Below are 20,822 nucleotides of genomic sequence, written 5' to 3' on the forward strand. Positions count from 1 at the left end.
GGCGTCAACGAGAATTGATCGGTTGCTGCGGCAGGTCCAACTGCGGCGCGCATTGCTGCCCGGCGGAACTGTGGTGATAGTTGGCGCATTGTTTCGTTGCCCCCTTGGGGAGGAAACAACAATGCGCTGGAAAATCAGCCACAACGGTCATGATCCCCGGCAGATCGACTTGCTGGCCGTGCTTGCCTTGCTCGTCATGATCGTCGCCGCCTACGGCTACTTCACCCACAATCCGAACAAGCCGAGCACGACGGCGTTCATCGTGCCCAGCCAAAGCGTGAGGTGGTGACGCGCAGCGCAAGCGCCACGCGCTTGCCGCGTGGGACAACCGCTTCGCTCTTTTCCCGATCGTGCTTTAGCGCCACAGCCAGAAGTCACCTGGCGGCGCCGCTGCCGGCGGCGGACGCGGCCTGCGCGGCTTCGGCTTCGATGCGAGTATCGGCATCTGCTCGGACGGCGGCAGCGCTTCTGCCGTCGCGGTCCCGTCACCGGACAGCCTCACCGACAACAGCACGTTCGATTCATTCGGCCGCCAGCGATAGCCGATGCCGAATTCGATCGGCCGCGCCTGGGCGAACAGTTCGGCATAGGATTGCTGATAGAGACCGGGAAATTTCTCGACCGGACCAAGATAGCGGCCGAATGGAAGGAAGCGCCACTTCCGTGGACTGTAATGCGCAAGCGGGATTCCGGAATCGTCCTGGATGATCGTCGCGCTGTTGGCGAGAATGAAGCTGCGCACCGCCGAGAAGTCGGCGAGATGCATGAGGTAGGATGCACTCTTGATCAGGCTGTCGCCGGGCGCGAGCGTGGCGCAGAATTTCAGGAAGCCGCTCGCCTTCACGCCGGAATTGGAGAGGTCGGTCGCGAAGTAATACAGCGTCTTCTCGACGCCGTCAGCGCTGGCAAAGACGATGCGCGTGCCGCGCGTGTTGCCGCGTGCCGGCACAGTCACACCGACATGGAGCGCCCCATTGACATCGAGCGTCACCGGCTTGACGTCGCGGATCGTCATGCCGGAGCGCGCCAGGAACACATAGAGGATCGGCAGCGTGCCGCTGACCTCGCCGACATCGAGGTCCGTCTTCATCTGCCTGGTGTTGAAGAAGGAGAAATTCAGCAGCGACCAGAGCGAACGCTCGACGTTGTCAAGCGCGAGCGCAACGGCGTCGGGCGGCAGCGCGCTCAGGTCGGACACGCCGCCCGTCGGCTCCAGTCCGCTCAGCACATAGGTCGTCGCCCTCGAATAGAACGCATTGGCATAGAGGAAATCCGGGCCGGCGAACATGTAGAACATGGTCGGCCTGGGTGCGGCGAGATTGGCGACGGACCAGTCACCAATCTTCGACAATTGCTGTTGCGCGAGCTGGACGAACGCGGAATCGAAGAATTTTGCATGGCGCTGCCAGGCCGGATCCGCCGTCAACGGCAGCAGCGGCGAATTGGCCGACGGCTGCAGGCCGGCAAGAAAACGCGCAGTGTCATCCGCGGTAACGTCAGCCGCACGCACCGCCGGCGCGATCAGCACAAAAGCCAGCGCCAACACCGCGACGGACAAGGATACTCTCATTCCAACTCCAGACGGTCATGGGACGATCAGGCCACTTGGGGAAGACCAGGTTGATCAACGGGCCTCGAGGCGGGATGACTCGCGCGCATGTCGATCCGGCAGGCGACGAGCAATTTAGTGCTGGATTATACCGCAGGTTGCCCTAGAGTTTAACCTGCTCCATCACGAATCCATCTGTTTCTGCGTGCGGCCCGACCTTGTCGAATCACGGCTTTTCGATTCACGGCTTTGTCGTTTCACAAGGCTTCACGTTCCTGACATCGTTTTCGAGCGCGACAAGTCATGTTCAGAAAGAATTTGATCGCGATTCTCCTGGTGGTGTCGTGCATGCCGGTTACCTCGCCGATGTCGCATGCCGAAGATGCTCCCCTCTCCGCGCGTGCTCCCCAGGCGTGCTGGACCGCCGCGGACCTCGCTGCACGGGACGGCGAAGACAACATCGTCAAGGAGAGGCTCGAGCCTCCGCTCCCCCAGCCCGCGTCGGTGGACGCGACGTCGGCCGGGCCGAGCACACCGGGCAGCGTTCGGAGCGTCCGCCTGCCGCCCGGGAAGCGGCTGATCGCGCTGACCTTCGACTTGTGCGAAGGCGTCAATGAGGTCGCCGGCTATCAGGGCAAGATCGTGGACATCCTGCGTGGCCACGGGGTCAAGGCGACGTTCTTCATGAGCGGCAAATGGATGATGACCCACAGGCTGCGCGCCCAGCAACTGATCTCGGACGCCCGCTTCGAGGTCGGCAATCATACGTGGGAGCACCGCAACCTGCGCCTGTTGTCAGGCGCGGCCGCGGCGGACGAAATCAGGAAGGCCGACCAGGCCTACGACGAGCTCCGCCAGGAGCTCGAGGGCCGCAAATGCGCCGTGCCCGGCCGCGAAGCAACGACCGATGCGATCGCGCCGAAATCGATGGGCCTGTTCCGGTTTCCCTACGGAGCCTGCGATTCCAAATCGCTCGCGACGGTCAGCCAGCAGGGCCTTGTGCCGATCCAGTGGGATGTGTCGTCAGATGACCCCGACTGGAAAGAGCGCCCCGACGCCATGACGAAACGGGTGCTCGACAACGTGCACCCGGGATCGATCGTGCTGTTTCATGCGAACGGCCGCGGCTGGTACACCGACGATGCACTTCCGGACATCATTTCGAGCTTGCGCAAGCAGGGCTACGACTTCGTCACCGTGACGGAGCTTCTCAAGGCGGGCGAGCCCGTGATCAGTTCGTCCTGCTATGACCAGACCGTCGGAGACACCGATCAATACGACGAGCTCGCGCGCCAAATCGAGGCGCGCTGATCCTTGCGCGCGGCCCGCAAGAACAACCAGACCGGAATGGACGACCGCCGGGGCGCGGCACTACGGCGAAACGTCGTGCAGGACCGACCTCGCATATGAGGTGACGGCGTTGCCGTCCTCGAAGAATGTCCCGACATTGACGTCGCCGGCTTCCGAACCGGTTGCCATCAGAGTGCCGCGCATAGTCTTGGCGACGGCAAGGCCGAACAAGCTGTTGCGATACGTCAACTTGGCGATCTGGGCTCCCGAACGCGCATCGCTCACGATCACCGAATTGTCGTCCGACGTGCTGACGATCGACTTGCCCGACGGGGAGAACTTCGCAGCCGTGACGTAGGGCGAAGCATGATGGCTGACGTTTTTCGAATCTTTGCTCGCAACGTCCCAAATCTTCACCTCTCCGGCTTGGGACGAGGCAACCAGGGCCGTCTCATCCGGCGCGAAATCAAGCGAATTCACTTCCCCCTTGTGACCGCCATAGGAGCGGAACTGATTGCGATTGCGAAGATCGAATAGTTGAATCGGGCACTTTCCTGCACCGGCGGCGACCAGTCGCCCGCTTCCGGAGAGCGCAATGTGCACCTCCGATTCATTCGACGTGCAATCGTCGTCGGGCGCTTCGGAGGGTATCTTTCCATTCAGCGGCAGCGTCACGACATCAGGATTTTCCGACGCCGAACAGCTCCATTGCGCACCTCGCAACGGGCACAGCAGGACGCTCGCCGTCTTTCCGTTTCGCACCTCGACGGCCAGCAGCGTGCCGGACGCGCCGATCGCCAAAGCGCGTCCCACCAGGATCGGGTCGCCGGGCAATGCGACGGTCCGCACCACCCATCCACCATCGCCTTGCCTGTTCCACACGGTGAGTAGCGGCTCCACGGCGCTTACGACGATCTCGTTGGCGGTCCGGACCAGCACCTGATCGTATTTTGGCTTCCCCTCGGTCGGAAGCGGCTGCGGCATTTTCCCGGCAGCTTTCACGTAGACATCGGCCTTGTCGGTAAAGACGACCTCCTCGCCGGAGGGATTGAGCGCCACCGAGAAAACCCGCCGCGGCCGCTTGTCTTCGGCTGGAGGCAAGCGAAAGCTCAGTTCGCGGATACTCGCCCTGTCGATGAGCGGCGTCCAGACCCGCGCGGTGCGATCGAGCGACGACGTGACCAGCATCGTCGATGCGGGATTGAAGCGGACAGTTCGTAGCGGGTAAAAATCGACGGCGGTATCCTCCGCGCCGACCGGCCGCGGACTTTGCCGCGATGCCAACGCGTCGGCCGCAATCACGTTGAGCAGACGCCAGGTTCCCGTTTGATAGACCCGAACGGAGCCATAGAAATCTCCCGTCGCGAGCAAGCTGCCGTCGCGGCTGACATCGACGTCCCAGATGGCGTTGTTGTGCTCAAGCGCGAAAGGCGAAGGCTTTGCGGTTCGCGTCGATGCGTCGAACTCCCAGATCGTGACCTTGGCATCGTTGCCGGCGGAGACCAGCGTCGAACCGTTCGGCAGAAACTTGACCGATTTGACCCGGCGCTTTGTGGACTCCTCCGGGCAAATGGACCGGCTAGGGTCATCGACCGGCAGGAAGCAGATGCGTCCGTCTCCAAGGCCGACCGCGATCGTCTGTTTGGCGCGGTCGATATCGACCGCCCAGATATCCGCGGCCGACAGCTGCTTCTTCAGATCAACGTCTTGCTTCAAGGTCCATGACAACGGATCCTGCGCCTGCGAAGCGCCGGGTTGCGCAGCCGAGGATGAAGATCGCTCCCAAATCGCGATGTTTCCCGCGCGCGAGGACGTCACGAGCAGTGTGCCGTCGAAGGAAAACACCACCTTGAACACACTATCGATGCCGTGCGGGTTATGACCATCGATTTGCAGGGCCTTGAACCTGTTCTCCGTGCCGGTCAGGTCAAGCAGCACCACTGATCCCTGATTGAATCCGATCGCCGCGACGTCGCCCCGAGGCGACACGATGAGCGATCGGCCCTGCGCGCGGTTTCTTTCGGGGTCGGGCAGGCCGAAATCGACCTCGCGCAAGACGTCGCGCCCGGGAGTAACCGCCCATTGATGGAGTATTCCCGACTTGTCGATCGCAAGCACCGAATTTCCATCGGCGGCAAAGTCGGCCGCATGAACCTCATCTCCGGCACCGAAGCGATAGAGTTCGTAGACCTGCGGCAGCTTGCTCCACACGGCACCGAAATTCGCCAGTCCAAGGTTGAACGCCTTCAGCGCCGATTTGACCTGGTAAATTCGCGTGTGCTCGAGCGGAAGACTCCAGATCTCCTGTTCGTCTTCGACCCTTTGTTTTTCCTGCGCCACCCTTTCCTTCTCGCGGGCGTTCGCACTCACCATCTGGAACGACACCAACGACACGCCAGCAAGGAGCCCAAGCGCGACGACGATCGAGGTCACCACGAACAGCCATTGCTGTCGCTTCGAGGCGTCCAGCAGCGCCACGATCGACTTGAAAATCGCCTCCGGCGTCGCCCTCCGTGTGCCGCTCTCGGGCGGACCCGACCAATCGACGTTGCCGAGATAGCGGGCCGCCCATTCAGAACTGGGGCGGGTCTTGTCAAACCATGACTGGTACTGGCCGCGCGCGACCCACTTCAAGCCGATCCCTGCGAACAGCCTCTCGAAGGCCGATCGGCTGTCCGGGGTGCTGCTCCAGTCCCGCGCCAGACGTGCAAGCGAGGCAATGTTTTCGCCCGACCTCTTCTCGTCGGCCATCCATTCGGCCTGCAACGGCTGCCAGAGGCGCAGGATGCACTCATGCGTGACGTCGACGGTGTCCTCCTTGGCAAGAAGAGGATCATACCGGAGGTAGGCCTCGTCGCGGGTGACGAATGCGCGGACGATGGAGCGGGTGTCGTCGTCTGACGCGCCGATGATCTTCGCCAGCGTTCCGAGCTTCTGCGGCTGCCGGATATCGCGATTCCGGCTGTCGACCGTGGTGAGGGCGCAAAACGCCAGCCGCGCCGCCGGCTTCAGGTGCTCCGGCAAGGTATCGTAGCGCTGCGTCAGCCGGTCCGACAGCGTGTGACGCAGCGCGAGCCGGCCCTCGGCCGACATCAGATCGAGCTTCTCGGGAAGCTCGAAGACGCGGACAAAGTCCTCGAGCCCTATGGTGACGTCCTTGCGGTTCTCCGCCAGCGTCTTCGCGGCATACAGCCTGCGCAAGGCGTGCTGCATCAGCGGAAGCCTGTCGAGCTCGTCCTCCAGGCAATTCAGCAGCCAAGTCGAAAGGTCCGGCAGAATCTGACCACCCCACAGCGTGATGGGCCCTTCAATCGCCTGCTGGATCTGGTAGCGGTCGAGCACGGGGGTGAGAAACTGGCTGTCGTTGATCAGGTGCGCAAGTCCGGGATAGCGCGAACACTTCTCCAGCTCGTCCGTGCGGATGGTGATGACGATGTAGATCTTGCCCTTGGCCGCGGCGGTCTTCAGCAAGATCTCGACGAGGTTGACCGCCGCTTCGGAGTCCGACTGGGCATAGCGGAACAGCTCCTCGAATTGATCGACCAGGATCATGATCGGCCGCGTGCCAATCCCGGCAACCAGATCGAGCACCGTGTTCAGATCGCTGGTTCGACGCTGGGTGATGACGTGGTCCTTGAGGAACTCGCGGATCTGCACCGACCGTTCGTCGGCCCTGCCCTCCGCATCCTTCTGCACTTCGCTGACGATCGCATCGGCGATGCCGCCAAACAGATTGTCCAGCGGGTGGTCACCGGGATGCAGGTCGCAGAAGATCCAGTCGGAGCCCTCGCCGGGCAGGAAGCCGGCCTCCAGATGGTTCATCAGCCCGGTCCGCGCCAACGACGACTTGCCGCAACCGGACGACCCGGTGACGCAAAGGAAATGGCTTTTCGAAAGCTTGACGATCATCTCGCTGATGTGATCGTCGCGACCGAAGAAGATGTCGCTCTCGTCCTTCCGGAACGGCCGCAATCCCGGATAGGGCTCGAGACTGCTGATGTCGCCCGGCTCCACGTTATTGCGCCTCGCGCTTTTCAACGACGACGCCGAGCTTCGCCAGGAAGTTCGAAATCTCGACCGTGTCGACTTCGTCGGTGACGGTGATCACATGGACGTTCGGACCGCGCGGGAACGGCAGCGCCGTGGGGGGCGCTCCGTTTCCTACCGCAAGTTCGAGTTGGCTGACATTGAGCTCTCCGGTCGGGCGCCGGATGAGCCTGAAATGCGCCTGCGTTCGCTTCTGTCCCTCGACGCTCTTGCCGTAAGCGAAGATCAGGGCATTGTTGTCGACGACCGCGTCCGCCAGCATCTGTCCGGTCAGATCGTAGTCGAGGTGATCGACATTGACGTGGTCTGCCAGCGCGTCCGCGATCTTCTGCGCGAGCTCGCTGTCGGGGCGCGCCGCGTCGATGACGACAAACGGCAGCGCTGCGTTCCTTCCCTGCGATTTTGCCGCCCGTCGCTCGTCGGAGCGCCGCAGCGCGGCAAGGTCGTCGAGCTTCTTCATCAGGTAGTCCTCGAACTCGACGAAGTTGCCGATCTGGCAATCCGTGATGCTCTTGAGAAAGGCGCCGTACGAGGCCTCCAGATCGTCCACATCGAAGCCGGCTGCCCGCCAGACGAACGCGGGCTTGCCGGCCTGCCTCGCCAGGTCGTATTGGGCGCGGACCAGCCGCAGCTCGGATCCGGCTACGGGTTTTCCCGGACTGGCCCCGAGCAGCTGCACGTAAGCGTCACATTGGGCAAGCGCGCGCGAGAACGCGCCGGAGAACGTATCGTCTTTGCGAACGTCCAACTCCGGATCAAATGCACGGACGACGAATTTCTTCGCTTCCAGCGTGGTCGCGAGCCGCTGTGCCTCCGGTTTGACATCGGCTGCCGGACACGCGACGAAGATTGCCACGCGGTTCTGATCCGGCTGGTCGTTGGGCCGAACTTCCTGGCCATTGCCAGCCTGCGGCAGGGTCAGGACGCGCGCCTTGAGCCCTGCCACGACTTGCCCGAGCGCTTCGTCGTACTTGTCCCTGGTGGCGGTATTGTCCGGGAACGGATAGCCGTATTTGACCGATTTCTGATTGTTGTCGGGGCCCCAGAACCTGACGAAGATGGTGTCCTTGACCGCCTTTCGATGGTTCCTGATGCGATCCTCCTCGTCGCTGAGCAGGATCGGCTCGATTTCCACCAGAAACAGCGGCTTGCCCAGATCGATCAGTCGAGCGAATTCGGCCTCGCACTCCTCGGAGCGGCTGAACTCCTCCGAGATGAACAGGATCGCGACGTCACAGGCGGTGATGGCCCTGTCGATTTCCACCCGGAAATTGTCCGACACATGGGTCATCTCGACATCGCGCAAGACCTCGAACCGCGAGCGGTCGGAGTGGCAGCCGAGGTCGTATTTCAGCTCCTCCATGATCCGGCCGAGGCGGCTGACATTGAAGCCGGGGCGCGCCCTGGCATCGGCGTGAGAGTAGCTCACGAAGATCTTCAGCTTGCGCATCCCAGCCTCCCCTGGCCGGCACAATGCAGCAATTCCCCGTTCCTGGAAATGACCGCCCGCTTCATCGTATTGTGTTCACTGCTCTCGTGCATCAGCCGCACTGGTTTGTTCGACGTGACGTAGGGACCCACGACCCACTCCGACAAATTTCAAAGCTGGCGGGCCACTCTGAACCCGTAGAAAATATTCTGCCTGTCGTCTCCATGGCGGTACGCGGACCTGGCCTTGTCCGCAGAGGATGCCCACGAACCGCCGCGCAAAACGTGCTGTTGGCAGCGTCGCTCGAGGCCATCGGTCTTCACGGCGGCGCCATCAGCGGGTGCGCCCTTATAACTGTCGGTGTAGCAATCTTCGACCCACTGCCAGACATTCCCCAGCATGTCATAGAGACCAAATGCGTTCGGCAGATACGAACCGGACGGCGCCGTAAAAACGTAGCCATCCGAGCATGGAATGGCCGTGTCCGCGCGATAAATTTCCTTCTTGAATTTTGCCGCCGCGGTTCGGTCGAGTACGTTGGCGTAGCGACACATGTCAGCCGGTTTGCCGGCCCAATAGCGCGGGGCTTTCGTACCGGCCCGGGCGGCATATTCCCACTCGGCCTCGGTAGGCAGCCGGTACGACTTGCCCGTCTTCGTGCTCAGCCATGCGGCATATTTTTTGGCGTCGCCATAAGACACGCACACGACCGGATCGCGATCGGTTTGGGTAAATCCGGGGGTACGCCAGTTGATGCCAGGGACTTCGATGTTGCCGACGTCTTCGCTGCTGAAACTGGTACATTCCGACGGATGGTAACCGGTCACATTGACAAAGGCTGCAAACTCTTCGCGTGTAACCGCGTATTGTCCAATCGCAAACTGTCTCTTGAACTCCACCTTGTGCTGCGGCGCCTCGTCGTCGCCGCCGTTGTCAAGCCACTCGTTGTCCCGGCTCTTGCGATTGTCGGTATCGGCGCTTGGCGGCGCCTTGCTGTCCGGCTCCTTCGTCCCCATCAGGAAACTGCCACGGGGCAGTACGACCATGGTGGGACAGACCCAACACTCCTTCAGGGTCTCAGCGGCCTTTGCGATTTCCGCCAAACCGTCCAAAGCGATGAAAAAGACAATCAATATGACACTAAAAACAACATGCACGATCGCATCCTCAGACCGAGCAAAATCTATCGACGGCAGTTTTGCATAGCCGCCCGGCGGCCGTCAATCAAAGGTAGCAAAACGCCGTCATGAAGATCGAAACGTCATGCCGGCGCCGCGACCGCCGCGAGCGGCCGATGCGCGGCGACCTCCCCGCCTGGCTCGGCAAGCATGTGTGGCGTCGAGGATCGAACGCGTCGAAACGGGAGTCTCACTCGGCCGCGGCGGGGGCGACCGTCCGTCGCGGCCGCGTGATGACCACGACCGCGAGCGCCGCCGCGACGAAGGCCGTGGCCACGTAGCCTGCGCTGTGCAGCCATTCGCGGGCGAACAGCAAGCCACCGATCGCGGAGCCGATGGCCTGGCCTATATACAGCACCGAGGTATTGAGCGAGAGGGACGCCGAAGCGAGCGCCGGCGCCGCACCGACCAGGCGCACCTGCTGCATCGAATTGGTCGATGCAAAGCCGAGGCCCCACACCGCGACGGAGGCGGCCATCAGGACGTAGGCGCCGGCGCTCAGCGCCCAGCCGGCTACGCCTGCGAGCAGCAGCACGGTGAACAGGACCGAGGTTTTCCAGGCGCCCCACGAGTCCACCACGCGCGTTGCGATCACGATGCCGACGAACCCGAAGATGCCGTAGAGCGCGAACACGATCCCGACGGCGTCCGCATTGGCGCCGGTCAGTTTGGCGAGCAGCGGCCCCATGAAGGTGAACACCACGAACTGGCCGGACATCTGCAGCGTCGTGATCGACAACAGCAGAATGACCATCGGATTGCGGCCGAGATCGACCCAGGTTCTGAGGTCAACCGGCGCGCCGTGCAATCCGCCTGGTAACCGCCACCACAGCAGCAGGGAGCTCACGAGCCCTGTCAGCGCGATCGCGCCATAGGTCACGCGAAAGCCGTAGCGGCTTGCGATGAAGGTGATCAGCGGCAGCCCGATCGCGGCGGCAAGCGACCAGCCGAGGAAGATGTAGGCAATCGTGCTGCCGCGCTTCTCCACCGGCACGATCAGTGCCGCGGTGCCCGCCGCCTGCGGCGTGTAGAGCACGCCGACCGCGAGCATCACCAGCCGAATGATCAGCAGGCTGTCGTAGTTCGGCGCGAAGGCGGAGGCCGCATTGGTTAGCGTCAGCACCAGCAGCGTCGCCGTCAGCAGGGCCCGCCGCTCGATCCGGCTGGTCAGCCACGCCGTCACCGGCGAGCCCACGCACAGCACGATCGCGCCGAAGGTGATCAGGAAACCCGCGGTGTGGATCGTGACGCCGAGTCCGTCGGACAGTTCCACCAGCATGCCGGCCGGCGCCAGCACCGAGCAGCCGGTGACGATATTGCCGAGCATCAATGCGGTGGGAGCGAAGCGTTTCACGCCGCGGTGTTAGCAGACTCCAAGATCAATGCAACTGCATCTAAATGCATGACACCTGATCGAACGCGGCCGTTGCGCTCATGGCGACGGCGATGCCGCCGGCACGGCGCTGACACTCGGCGACACCGCGGCCGGCAACGGGCTCGCAGGCTTCGGGCCGGCAGTCGCCGCCGGGCATGATGCCAGAAGCTGCGTCCAACCCTGCTCCAGCCCGGTGGTGTCGATATCGAATGTCGCCAAGCCGGACTTGCCGTCAGGCTTGGTATCAGACTTGCCGTCGGTTGCCGGCGCGCTTTCGCCGATCTGCAGATGCGGGGCCGCGAGCATCGCCTTGACGATGTCCGAGGTCACCGCCTCGCTCCAGACCTCGTATTTGCCGAACCGCGCCGACCGGCCGAATGCGACGGTCCTGGACGCGCCGGCCATCATCGCCACCGTGCTCTTGCCGGCTGTCCCCTCCTCGAACTCGCGCACGAACATCAGCCGCCCGCGATCCTTGCTCTCGCAGAACAGCCGCCACTCCATCATGCGGAATGCGCTGCCGTCGGCCCTTTTCTGCTGCACGATCTTGCGGACATAGGGCCGTGTCTCCTTCTCCACCGCCCACAGGGTTTCCGGCAGCGGCCGCGTATCGATGCCGAATCGATAGAGCTCCGGCCGCGTCAGCACGTGCAGGTCCTCGAACTTCACCGACTTGATGAGGTCGCTGAGCTCGTGGCTGATGCCCATCGCCGCGAGGAATACATTGCGGTCGCGGTCGGCGTTCACCATCTCGCGCCGCCTGAAGTCCGCGACGACTTGCGCAGGCGGATGCCCGTGGACCACGAACATCAGCTTGGAATTATGCACCGCGAGCACCGAATCGGGCGCCACTTCACGGCTGGTCGCGCCCAGGAACAGATAGGCGCAGGCCGAGACGCACATCGCGTTGCGCGTGGTGAGCTCGGCCTCGACCTCGCCTTTGGCAGCCTTGATCTTCAGGCAGGCGGCGTCGATCTGCGTGCCTGTGGAACAGGCCGGCACGATGGTACGGCCGACCCGGGCGATTGCCTTGTGCGCGCGCAGGAACCGCGCGATCCCATAGGACTGCTCGACGTTTCCGCCCGGCGAATGGAGGTAGATCGGAAGCTGCCGGTCCTTGATCGGAAAGAGGAAGGTGCGAATCCGCTGCGCGGCTTCCCGATCGATCTCGCCCTCGATCGCGATCCAGCGATCGCAGCCGGCGCCGCAGGCGTTCGCTGGCCCATGGGCGAGATAGATCGTCAGCTTTTTCGCAAATCCGGCCCTCTGGACCGGTGCTTCTTCCGCCCGCAACACGCCCGGGATCAGAAGCAACGCCACGAAAAACAGGAGACGGGAAAACATGAACCTTGCGGATCGCGCGATGGCGGAAAAATGACGCCGGACGTTAGACGATGATCGGCTGCGTCGCAACGCGTCAGGTGCAGGCAAGCGTCCCTCGATTCGGTGCGGCCGGAGGCCCATTTTCTTGATATTGCCGGATTGCAGGCGTCAAATCCCCTGCTATACCGCTGCTTTCCGCTTACCTGCGCTCGTTCGCAGGAGTGAGCTACAGGAGACACCATGGCCGATACGCCGCCCAAATCCGAATCCGGATTCCAGTACAGCCTCTCTAACCTCAAACCCGCAGAACCCGTGAACAAGATCGTCCTCACCTTCCCTGACGGAGCGAGGCGCGATTTCCCGAAAGGGACCACCGGTCTCGACATCGCCAAAGGCATTTCGCCCTCGCTCGCCAAGCGCACCGTCGCGATGGCGCTCGACGGCACGCTTGCCGACCTCAATGATCCGATCGAGGCCGACGCCAAGATCGAGCTGATCGGCCGCGAAGATCCGCGCGCGCTGGAACTGATCCGGCACGATGCCGCGCATGTGCTGGCGGAGGCCGTGCAGTCGCTGTGGCCGGGCACGCAGGTCACGATCGGCCCGGTGATCGAGAACGGCTTCTACTACGACTTCTTCCGCAACGAGCCGTTCACCCCGGAAGATTTTGCCGCGATCGAGAAGCGGATGCGCGAGATCGTCGCGCGCGACAAGCCGTTCACCAAGGAAGTCTGGGATCGCGAGAAGACCAAGCAGGTGTTCCGCGACAAGGGCGAGGCCTTCAAGGTCGAACTGGTCGACACCATTCCCGGCAACGAGCCGATCAAGATCTACTTCCAGGGCGACTGGTTCGATCTCTGCCGCGGCCCGCACATGACCTCGACCGGCAAGATCGGCAACGCCTTCAAGCTGATGAAGGTGGCGGGCGCGTATTGGCGCGGCGATTCCAACAATCCGATGCTGACCCGTATCTACGGCACGGCATTCGCCAAGCAGGAAGACCTCGACGCCTATCTCAAGCAGATCGAGGAAGCCGAGAAGCGCGACCACCGCAAGCTCGGCCGCGAGCTCGACCTGTTCCACTTCCAGGAGGAAGGCCCGGGCGTGGTGTTCTGGCACCCCAAGGGCTGGACCATCTTCCAGCAGCTGATCGCCTATATGCGGCGCCGGCTGCTCGGCGACTACAACGAGGTCAACGCTCCGCAGATCCTCGACAAGGCGCTGTGGGAGACCTCGGGCCATTGGGACTGGTACCGCGAGAACATGTTCGCGGCGCAGTCCGCCGGCGACGAGGCCGAGGACAAGCGCTGGTTCGCGCTGAAGCCGATGAACTGCCCGGGCCATGTGCAGATCTTCAAGCACGGGCTGAAGAGCTACCGCGACCTGCCGCTGCGGCTCGCCGAGTTCGGCGTCGTGCATCGCTACGAGCCGTCGGGCGCGATGCACGGCCTGATGCGGGTGCGCGGCTTCACCCAGGACGACGCCCATGTGTTCTGTACAGAGCAGCAGCTCGCCGACGAGTGCCTCAAGATCAACGACCTGATCCTGTCGACCTACGCCGATTTCGGCTTCGACGGCGAGCTCACCGTCAAGCTCTCGACGCGGCCGGAGAAGCGGGTCGGCACCGACGAGATGTGGGATCACGCCGAGCGCGTGATGGCGACGGTGCTGTCGGAGATCAAGGCCAAGGGCAGCAACCGCATCCGGACCGAGATCAATCCGGGCGAAGGCGCGTTCTACGGACCGAAGTTCGAGTACGTGCTGCGCGACGCCATCGGCCGCGACTGGCAGTGCGGCACGACCCAGGTCGACTTCAACCTGCCGGAGCGGTTCGGCGCGTTCTACATCGATCACGACGGCTCGAAGAAGGCCCCCGTCATGGTGCACCGCGCGATCTGCGGTTCGATGGAGCGCTTCATCGGCATCCTGATCGAGCACTATGCCGGCAACTTCCCGCTCTGGCTGGCGCCGACCCAGCTCGTGGTCACGACCATCACCTCCGAAGGCGACGAATACGCCAAGGTGGTGGCGGCGGCTGCGCGCCGCGCCGGGCTCCGTGTCGAGATCGACCTGCGCAACGAGAAGATCAACTACAAGGTCCGCGAGCACTCGCTGGCCAAAATCCCGGCCCTGCTCGTCGTCGGCAAGAAGGAAGCCGAGACCCACTCGGTCTCCGTCCGCCGCCTCGGCAGCGAGCGGCAGACCGTGATGCCGACCGATGAGGCGATCGCCGCGCTGGTGGATGAGGCGACGCCGCCCGACGTGAAGCGGGCGCGATCCGTCGCCTGATCTTCACAATCGGTCTAAACTGGCTTTCATTGGCCTGGTCGTGCCCCCATCTTGAGGGCACGACTCCCCTTGAAGGACATTTCCGTGCCCGATGCCATTGAACTCCTGAAGACGCGCCGCTCGATGAAACCGCGCGAGATGACCGGCCCGGGCCCGTCCGCGGCCGAGCTCGAGACCATTTTGACGATCGGCGCGCGCGTGCCCGACCACGGCAAGCTCGCGCCCTGGCGCTTCATCGTGTTCGAGGGCGATGCCCGCGCGCGGGCCGGCGACGTGATCGCAAAGGTCTTCGCCCGCAAGAATCCCGGCGCGCCGGCCTCCGACATCGAGGTCGAGAAGAAGCGCCTGACCGACGCGCCGCTGGTGATCGGCGTGGTCTCCTTCACCAAGCCGCACCCGAAGGTGCCGCCGTGGGAGCAGGAATTGTCGGCGGGCGCCAGCGCGATGAACATCGTCACCGCGGCGACCGCGCTCGGCTACGGCGCCTGCTGGCTGACCGGCTGGTTCGCCTTCGACCGCGACGTGCTCGACGGCCTCGGCCTCAAGCCGGACGAGAAGCTCGTCGGGTTCATTCACATCGGCACCCCGACGAAGCCGAGCGAGGACCGCCCGCGCCCGGCCCTGTCGGATATCGTGACGCGGTTCTAAGGGCGGTCATGAACCCATAAGCCAATCGGGCGGGCAGCAGAGCCCGCCACACTCCGGCAGCGATCAAATCTGCAACGCAGCCCATTGGCACGATGGGCCGCTGGCAGACATCACCAAGCGTAGCGCACGACGCCCTTGCCGGCGTAACTATTGGTCACCTTCGAGAACTCGCCCTCGAAGGTCGCAGCCGCCGACCAGCCGTTGCGCCACTTCATCTCGATCGCGGCTGTCGTCAGCGCCGAGTCCGACGCCTGTGCCGCGCCGTTGACGACAAAGGACGAGGCCGGCAGCCCCTGGAACGTCGGCGCGATCGTGCGGTTCGGATCGTAGTCATGCGCCCAGGCGAACCGCGTGCGCAGTGTGAGCAGGCCGTCCGGCACCGCGAACGAATTGTCGGTGCGGAAGCCGAGTTCACTGCGCGCGTCGGTGACGCTGCGGCCGGCATAACCGAGCGCGAAGGTCGGCAGCCCGGAGATCGTCTGCTCGGCGTAGCTCGGCAAATCGAGCGTCGTGAACTGGCCGGCCGCATAGGGCGTGATGCCCATCCATGGCGTGGCGAAGCGATAGCCGCCTTCGACGCGGCCGGAATAGGCATTGGCGTTGAACTCGGCCCGGAGATGATCGACCCCCACTGCGGTCACCGTGCGATCGGTCGTGATGTCCTGCCAGCCGTAAGCCAACGCGGCCGTGATGTAGGCATTGCCTTCGGTGTGGCGAACGTAGGCGCCGGCCTGGAATAGATCGGACCGTCCACTGCCGAGGTTATTCACGCCAAAGCTCGTGCCGCCGCCGGCGATGGCAAAGCCGGCGACCGTATTCGGCGAGAACAAATAATCCGCGCCGACGGCGCTGCCGTAGATGCTGCCGGTCGTGGTGTTCGATCCAACCACCGCGTTGCCGCTGGTCGATTGCGAACCGCCGAAGCCGGCCGCCCACACGCTCCAGCGTTGCTGGAACGTCGTCGGCGGCGCCTTGGCGAACATCGCGAACGCATCGGTCTGACTTGTCGCGGCATAGGCGCCGACGTTGCCGTCCTCCGCGTAACCCGAAATGCCTGGCGTGCCTGCGCGACCGGTCCGGTCCATGAAGGGGTCGGTCAGGAGCCCCATGAACAGGTCCATGGCCTTGAACGTGGTCTGCTGCGTCGACGTCGCGAGTTCACCCGAGACCTGCGTCAGGCCGGTCGGCGTCAGCGCGCCGAACGCGATCGGTACCGTGCCGGTGCTGTTGAAGGAGTTGACGATGGCATTGCTGACATTGCGCTGGTTGATGTTGAGCCCGCTGCTTGGCGGCGTGAAGCTCAGCGCGAGGTCGAGATAGGCGTGCGTCGGATCGTAGCTCAGCGTCGAGGTGAAGCCGGACGGCAGGTTGGTGTTGGCCAGCGCGTTGAAGGTGCCGCTGATGCCGCCTGCCGCCGAGACGATCGTGTATTGCTTGGCGACGTAGGTGCCCGACGAGAAGAACGCCTGCACCGAGGCGCCGCCCAGAGTGGCCGATCCGGTCGCGTTCACGAACGATGCGGTCGTCGGATTGATCGCCACCTGGTAGAACGCACCCGACGAGAATGCGAGACTGCCGTTGACCGTCATCGACGATCCCGCCGTGCCGTTGCCTGCTGCGAAGATGCCGCCATTGCCGACGCTGAGGTTTGCGGCTGCGCCGGTGCCGAACAACGCACCGCCCGAGATCGTCGTGGTGCCGTTGATCGTGCCCGTGTTGTTGAAGGTGCCGCCAGTGTTGGTCAGGCCTCCGTTGAGCGTGCCGGCATTGCTCGCTGTGCCGCTATTGGTCACCAGGCCTGATACGGTTGCACCCGTCGCATTGATGAAGGTGCCCGCCGTCGTGATGGCCCCGGTCCAAATCGCATTGTTGGCGATAACGCCGCTATTGCTGGCGACGTTGGCGATATAGTTACCGTTGTTGATCACGGTGCCGGCGTTGGCGAGATCGTCGTGCAGCGTACCCCCTGCCGCGACGAGGATCTTGCCGGTCGCCATGTTGGTGACCGAGCCGAATGTCGCCGCACCGCCGCCATCGACGACGAAGTTCGCAGCGTTCGTGAGCGAGGCGCTGTGCGTGATCGCGCCGCCATTACCGATCTCCAGCGTGCCGCCGTTCACCGTGGTCGCGCCGAGATAAGTGTTGGTGCCCGTCAGGATCTGCCTGCTGTCGCCGTTCTTGACCAATGCCAGCTTGGGACCGGCCGCGCCGCCTTCGCCGGGTCCGCCACCATTCTGGATCGTGCCGGAGAACGTTGTCGACCCGCCGTTCACACCCGTGATCGTCAGCGTCGCCGTGCCGCTCGCCGCGGCATTCCTGACGAAACCACCACCGTTGCTGCCATCCGCAAGCGAGGCGACCGAGTTGCTGTAGCCCGACAGGTCCAGGGTCGCGCCGGCATTGACCAGGAAGGCCGAGTTGCGCGAGAGGCCTGTCGATGATTGGGCGATGACGGTTCCCGACGCGATGTTCGTCGTGCCGGAATACGTGCTGACACCGCCCAGCAAAATGCCTTCCGCGAAAGCGTGCGGATTGCTGCTCATCAATGTCAGCATGCCGCCTCGCGACGAGGCCGCATCCGAAATCGTGCCGAACAAGCGAATGAGGCCGCCGGCATCATCGATCGTGCCACCCCTGGCGGTGATCTCGACGCCGTTGGCAAAAGCGCGATCGAGGAAGGAGCCGCCCGCAAGCGTGCCGCCGTTGAACGTCAGCGTCCCCAGACCGATCGCCGAGGCCGTCTGGGTCGAAGGATCGTTGACGTTGGTGAAGACGGACCTGCCCTGAACCACCAGCGTCCCCTGCGTCAGCGTCGTGCCGCCCGTATATGTATTGGACGCGGTCAGGACCGTCGTGCCGCTGCCAGCCTGCACGACCTTGCCACCGCCGCCATCGGAAATGGTGCCGTCGAACTGATAGGTGTTGTTGCGATCGAAGATCAGTGTTCCGCCAAGCGTCACGTTGCCGGCAATCGAACCCGTCGCGTTGCCATTGCCAAGCTGCAGGGTCGAGCAGTTACAGACCAGCGTTCCGCCGGTGTAGGAGTTGGCACCGGTCAGGATCATCGGCCGGGTACCGTCGACCTTGAGCGCGGTCGTTGCGCTCGCACCGTCCTGGATCACGCCGGCGAAGGTGAACGGGGTGGTATCACTGGTGTTGTTGGTCCCGACCGTCAGTGTCGCGTTCGCGGCGGCGTTGTTGGTCACCTTGCCGCTGCCCGTCAGGGTCTGGATCGTCTGGTCGGTCCCGTTGATATCGAGTACGGCGGTCGAGGAGACGTTGTAGTTCGTCGCCTGGCCAAGCGCACCGGCACTGTTCGCCGCGACCGTTCCGGCCTGCACGTTGATCGTGCCGTTATTCATGCCGACCCGGTCGAGCAACAGCGTGCCGGTGCCGATCTTGTCGATCGCGCCGCTGCCGATGATCGAGCTGCCGCCGGCACGGCCGCTGAGCGTCAGCGTGTTCGATTGGGTGTCGATGGTCCCGATGGTTCCGCTGTCGACGAAGAAGGTGTTGTTGATGGTCAGGTTGTTGGCGCCGGCCTGAAACGTGCCGCCTTGCAACGTCACCAAACCCGTCCCGACCGGAGACGACACAATGGTGTCGCCGCTACCATTAAGGACGCTCGACCTTGTCACCTGAAGCGTACTGCCGCTAACGGTCGTGCCGCCGGAATAGGTGTTGGCGCCGGACAGCACCAACGTGCCGCCACCCTTGACGACAACCTCTCCGGCTGGAGCCCCGCCCGTCGCATCGGAGATGATTCCGGAAATCGTCTGCGTCGTGCCGGCCGGCGTGAGGAATGTCGGATCGCCGGAGAGCGTGATCGCATTGGCGATCGTGTAATTGCCGGTGTCGGCAAATCCGAGCGTCGTACCCGCCGCCATCGCCAGCGTGCCGGTACCCAATGCAGAATTATTCCCGACCGTGAGCGTACCGGCGTTCAGTTGCGTGCCGCCGGTATAGGTGTTCGCGCCGGTGAGTGTCAGCGCCCCTCCGGTGATCTTCAACGAACCGCCGGCAGCATTCTGGATACCGCCGTCCTGGATCACGCCCGCGAATGAAGTCGAAGCCGCCGTAATGGTCAGCATCCGGGCGCCAAGCGACACCGTACCCGTCTGGCCGGTAGCGGTATTGCCGAGCGTTGTGATCGACGCGCCCGCAGAGGTCTGCGAGATGTCGAACGTCGCTCCGGTCGCGAGATTGACCGCGCTCGACGCTGCGATCGAACCTGTGCCCGACAGCGCCAGAGTGCCCGCGTTGATCGCCGTCCCACCGGAGTATGTGTTCGTGCCGGTCAGCGTCAGCTTTGTCTGGCTGCCGCTGAGCGCCAGTCCCGTCGCGCCGGTGCCATCCTGAATAGCGCCACTGAACGTCGTCGCGCTGCCGCCCTGATTGTTGACTGTCAGTACCGCCGCCGCGCCGTTGTTGGTGACGATGCCACTGCCGGACAGCCCGGCGATCTGCTGGTTGAAGCCGCCGAGATCCAGATTGCTGGCGGCCTTCACCGTCACCGATGAATTGGCGCTGAACGCGTTCACCGCACCGCCGATCAGCGAGCTGGCACTCACGCCGTCGCCGACGGTCGTAGCTCCGGAGTAGGTGTTGGCGCCGCTCAGCGTCAGCGCCGTGTTCGCGTTGACGAGCGAGAGCCCGGTCTTGCCGCTGCCGTCGGTGATCGCGCCCGAGAAGGTCGAAGCAGTACCGCCCGTGATGGTCAGGACATTCGAGTTGGTGACGTTCGTCACGGTGCCGGTCCCGGTCAGTGCTGCGATCTGCTGATCGGAACCGCCGAGGTTGAGGGTCCCATTGACGACGACGCCGCTCGACGCCGCGATCGCGTTGACGACACCAAGGTTCAACGTCGCCGCACTGTTGATGGTTGTCTTGCCGGTATAGGTCTCCGTGTTGGCCAGCGTCACGGATCCGCCGGCGTTGCCGCCGGTATTGGCGATCGTCAGACCGCCGGTCGTGCCGTTGCCGTTACCGATGACGCCGGAGTACGTGAAGGCAAATCCGTTGGCGTCGATCGTGCCGCCGGTGGTGTTGATCGCCGCGGTATTGGCGATGGTGTAGGCGCCACCTGCCTGCAGCGTACCGCCATCGAACGTCACGACGCCGGTGCCAAGCGGACCCGAGGTGACGGCGCCCGGAGCGCCAGTCGAGGATGCTCCGACCTGGACGATGCCTGCCGTCAGCGTCGTGCCGCCCGAGTAGGTGTTGGCAGCCGCGAGGCTGAGCGTGCCGCTGCCGATCTGCGACACCTTGCCGTTGCCGCTGATCGTGCCGCTGAAGGCCATGGTGTTGGAGCGATCGAATACGAGTTTACCGTTGTTGGCGACGTCGCCGATGATCGAGCCCGTCGTGCCGCCGTTGCCGAGCTGCAGGGTACCGCTGTTGATCGCGGTGCCGCCGGAATAAGTATTCGCACCGGTCATGATGACCGTGCCGCCCGAGATGGCGACCGCCGCGCCGGCGCCGGTGCCGGCGGTATAGCCTTGACCGGTCGGAAGGCTCGCGGCGCTGTCATCGGCAATCGTGCCGGCGAGCGTGAGCGTGCCGGTCGGATTGAAAGTGGTCGTCGTTCCGCTGGAGAGAAACAGATCCGAGCCGGCCGCCGCGCCCGCGTTGCCGGCGCTCTGCCCCGCGGTAACGACGCTGCTCCCGAACGTGCCGTCACCCACGGTCAGCGAG

At 63.8% G+C, this 20,822-nt stretch carries 11 protein-coding genes; 4 read left to right on the plus strand and 7 right to left on the minus strand.

The genetic code is table 11. The features are described from left to right. Nucleotides 1-121: 121 nt before the first annotated feature. Entirely contained in the window at nt 122-289 is a 168-nt protein-coding gene (locus PMN64_RS23745; protein ID WP_411782374.1) for a hypothetical protein, read from the plus strand. 66 nt (nt 290-355) lie between these two features. On the opposite strand, the gene PMN64_RS23750 is transcribed toward PMN64_RS23745, so the two are convergent. Further along, nucleotides 356-1,570: a hypothetical protein gene (locus PMN64_RS23750; RefSeq protein WP_411782375.1), complete on the minus strand. Its 1,215-nt coding sequence runs from the start codon at nt 1,568-1,570 to the stop codon at nt 356-358. Nucleotides 1,571-1,852: 282 nt separating this feature from the next. Here PMN64_RS23750 and PMN64_RS23755 point away from each other — a divergent pair, with 282 nt between their 5' ends. Next, nucleotides 1,853-2,860 carry a polysaccharide deacetylase family protein gene (locus PMN64_RS23755; RefSeq protein WP_411782376.1) on the plus strand — a complete coding sequence of 336 codons (1,008 nt, stop codon included), beginning with the start codon at nt 1,853-1,855 and terminating at the stop codon, nt 2,858-2,860. Between the two features lie 60 nt (nt 2,861-2,920). Here the strand turns inward: PMN64_RS23755 and PMN64_RS23760 are convergent, their stop codons facing one another. The 5 genes from PMN64_RS23760 to PMN64_RS23780 all read right to left on the minus strand — a co-directional run bounded on the left by PMN64_RS23760 (nt 2,921) and on the right by PMN64_RS23780 (nt 12,212). After that, nucleotides 2,921-6,853 carry an NACHT and WD repeat domain-containing protein gene (locus tag PMN64_RS23760; RefSeq protein ID WP_411782377.1) on the minus strand — a complete coding sequence of 1,311 codons (3,933 nt, stop codon included), beginning with the start codon at nt 6,851-6,853 and terminating at the stop codon, nt 2,921-2,923. A 1-nt stretch (nt 6,854) separates the two neighbouring features. Further along, nucleotides 6,855-8,336, minus strand: a complete 1,482-nt coding sequence (locus PMN64_RS23765) for a toll/interleukin-1 receptor domain-containing protein (protein ID WP_411782378.1) — start codon at nt 8,334-8,336, stop codon at nt 6,855-6,857. 149 nt (nt 8,337-8,485) lie between these two features. Then, nucleotides 8,486-9,472, minus strand: coding sequence for a formylglycine-generating enzyme family protein (locus PMN64_RS23770; protein WP_411782379.1), 987 nt, complete (start codon nt 9,470-9,472; stop codon nt 8,486-8,488). Between the two features lie 211 nt (nt 9,473-9,683). Beyond that, nucleotides 9,684-10,820 carry an MFS transporter gene (locus PMN64_RS23775; RefSeq protein ID WP_411782384.1) on the minus strand — a complete coding sequence of 379 codons (1,137 nt, stop codon included), beginning with the start codon at nt 10,818-10,820 and terminating at the stop codon, nt 9,684-9,686. 105 nt (nt 10,821-10,925) lie between these two features. Then, nucleotides 10,926-12,212 carry a hypothetical protein gene (locus PMN64_RS23780; RefSeq protein WP_411782380.1) on the minus strand — a complete coding sequence of 429 codons (1,287 nt, stop codon included), beginning with the start codon at nt 12,210-12,212 and terminating at the stop codon, nt 10,926-10,928. 219 nt (nt 12,213-12,431) lie between these two features. Here PMN64_RS23780 and thrS point away from each other — a divergent pair, with 219 nt between their 5' ends. Both thrS and PMN64_RS23790 read left to right on the plus strand, forming a co-directional pair. Beyond that, nucleotides 12,432-14,480: a threonine--tRNA ligase gene (thrS, locus tag PMN64_RS23785; protein ID WP_028342690.1), complete on the plus strand. Its 2,049-nt coding sequence runs from the start codon at nt 12,432-12,434 to the stop codon at nt 14,478-14,480. 84 nt (nt 14,481-14,564) lie between these two features. After that, complete coding sequence (locus tag PMN64_RS23790) at nt 14,565-15,128, plus strand: nitroreductase (RefSeq protein ID WP_411782381.1); 564 nt, start codon at nt 14,565-14,567, stop codon at nt 15,126-15,128. A 110-nt stretch (nt 15,129-15,238) separates the two neighbouring features. On the opposite strand, the gene PMN64_RS23795 is transcribed toward PMN64_RS23790, so the two are convergent. Then, a complete protein-coding gene (locus PMN64_RS23795; RefSeq protein WP_411782382.1) occupies nt 15,239-20,812 on the minus strand; it encodes an autotransporter-associated beta strand repeat-containing protein in 5,574 nt (1,857 codons plus the stop codon). Nucleotides 20,813-20,822 lie beyond the last annotated feature (10 nt).

Source organism: Bradyrhizobium sp. UFLA01-814 (genome assembly GCF_046718885.1).
Taxonomy (GTDB): domain Bacteria; phylum Pseudomonadota; class Alphaproteobacteria; order Rhizobiales; family Xanthobacteraceae; genus Bradyrhizobium; species Bradyrhizobium elkanii.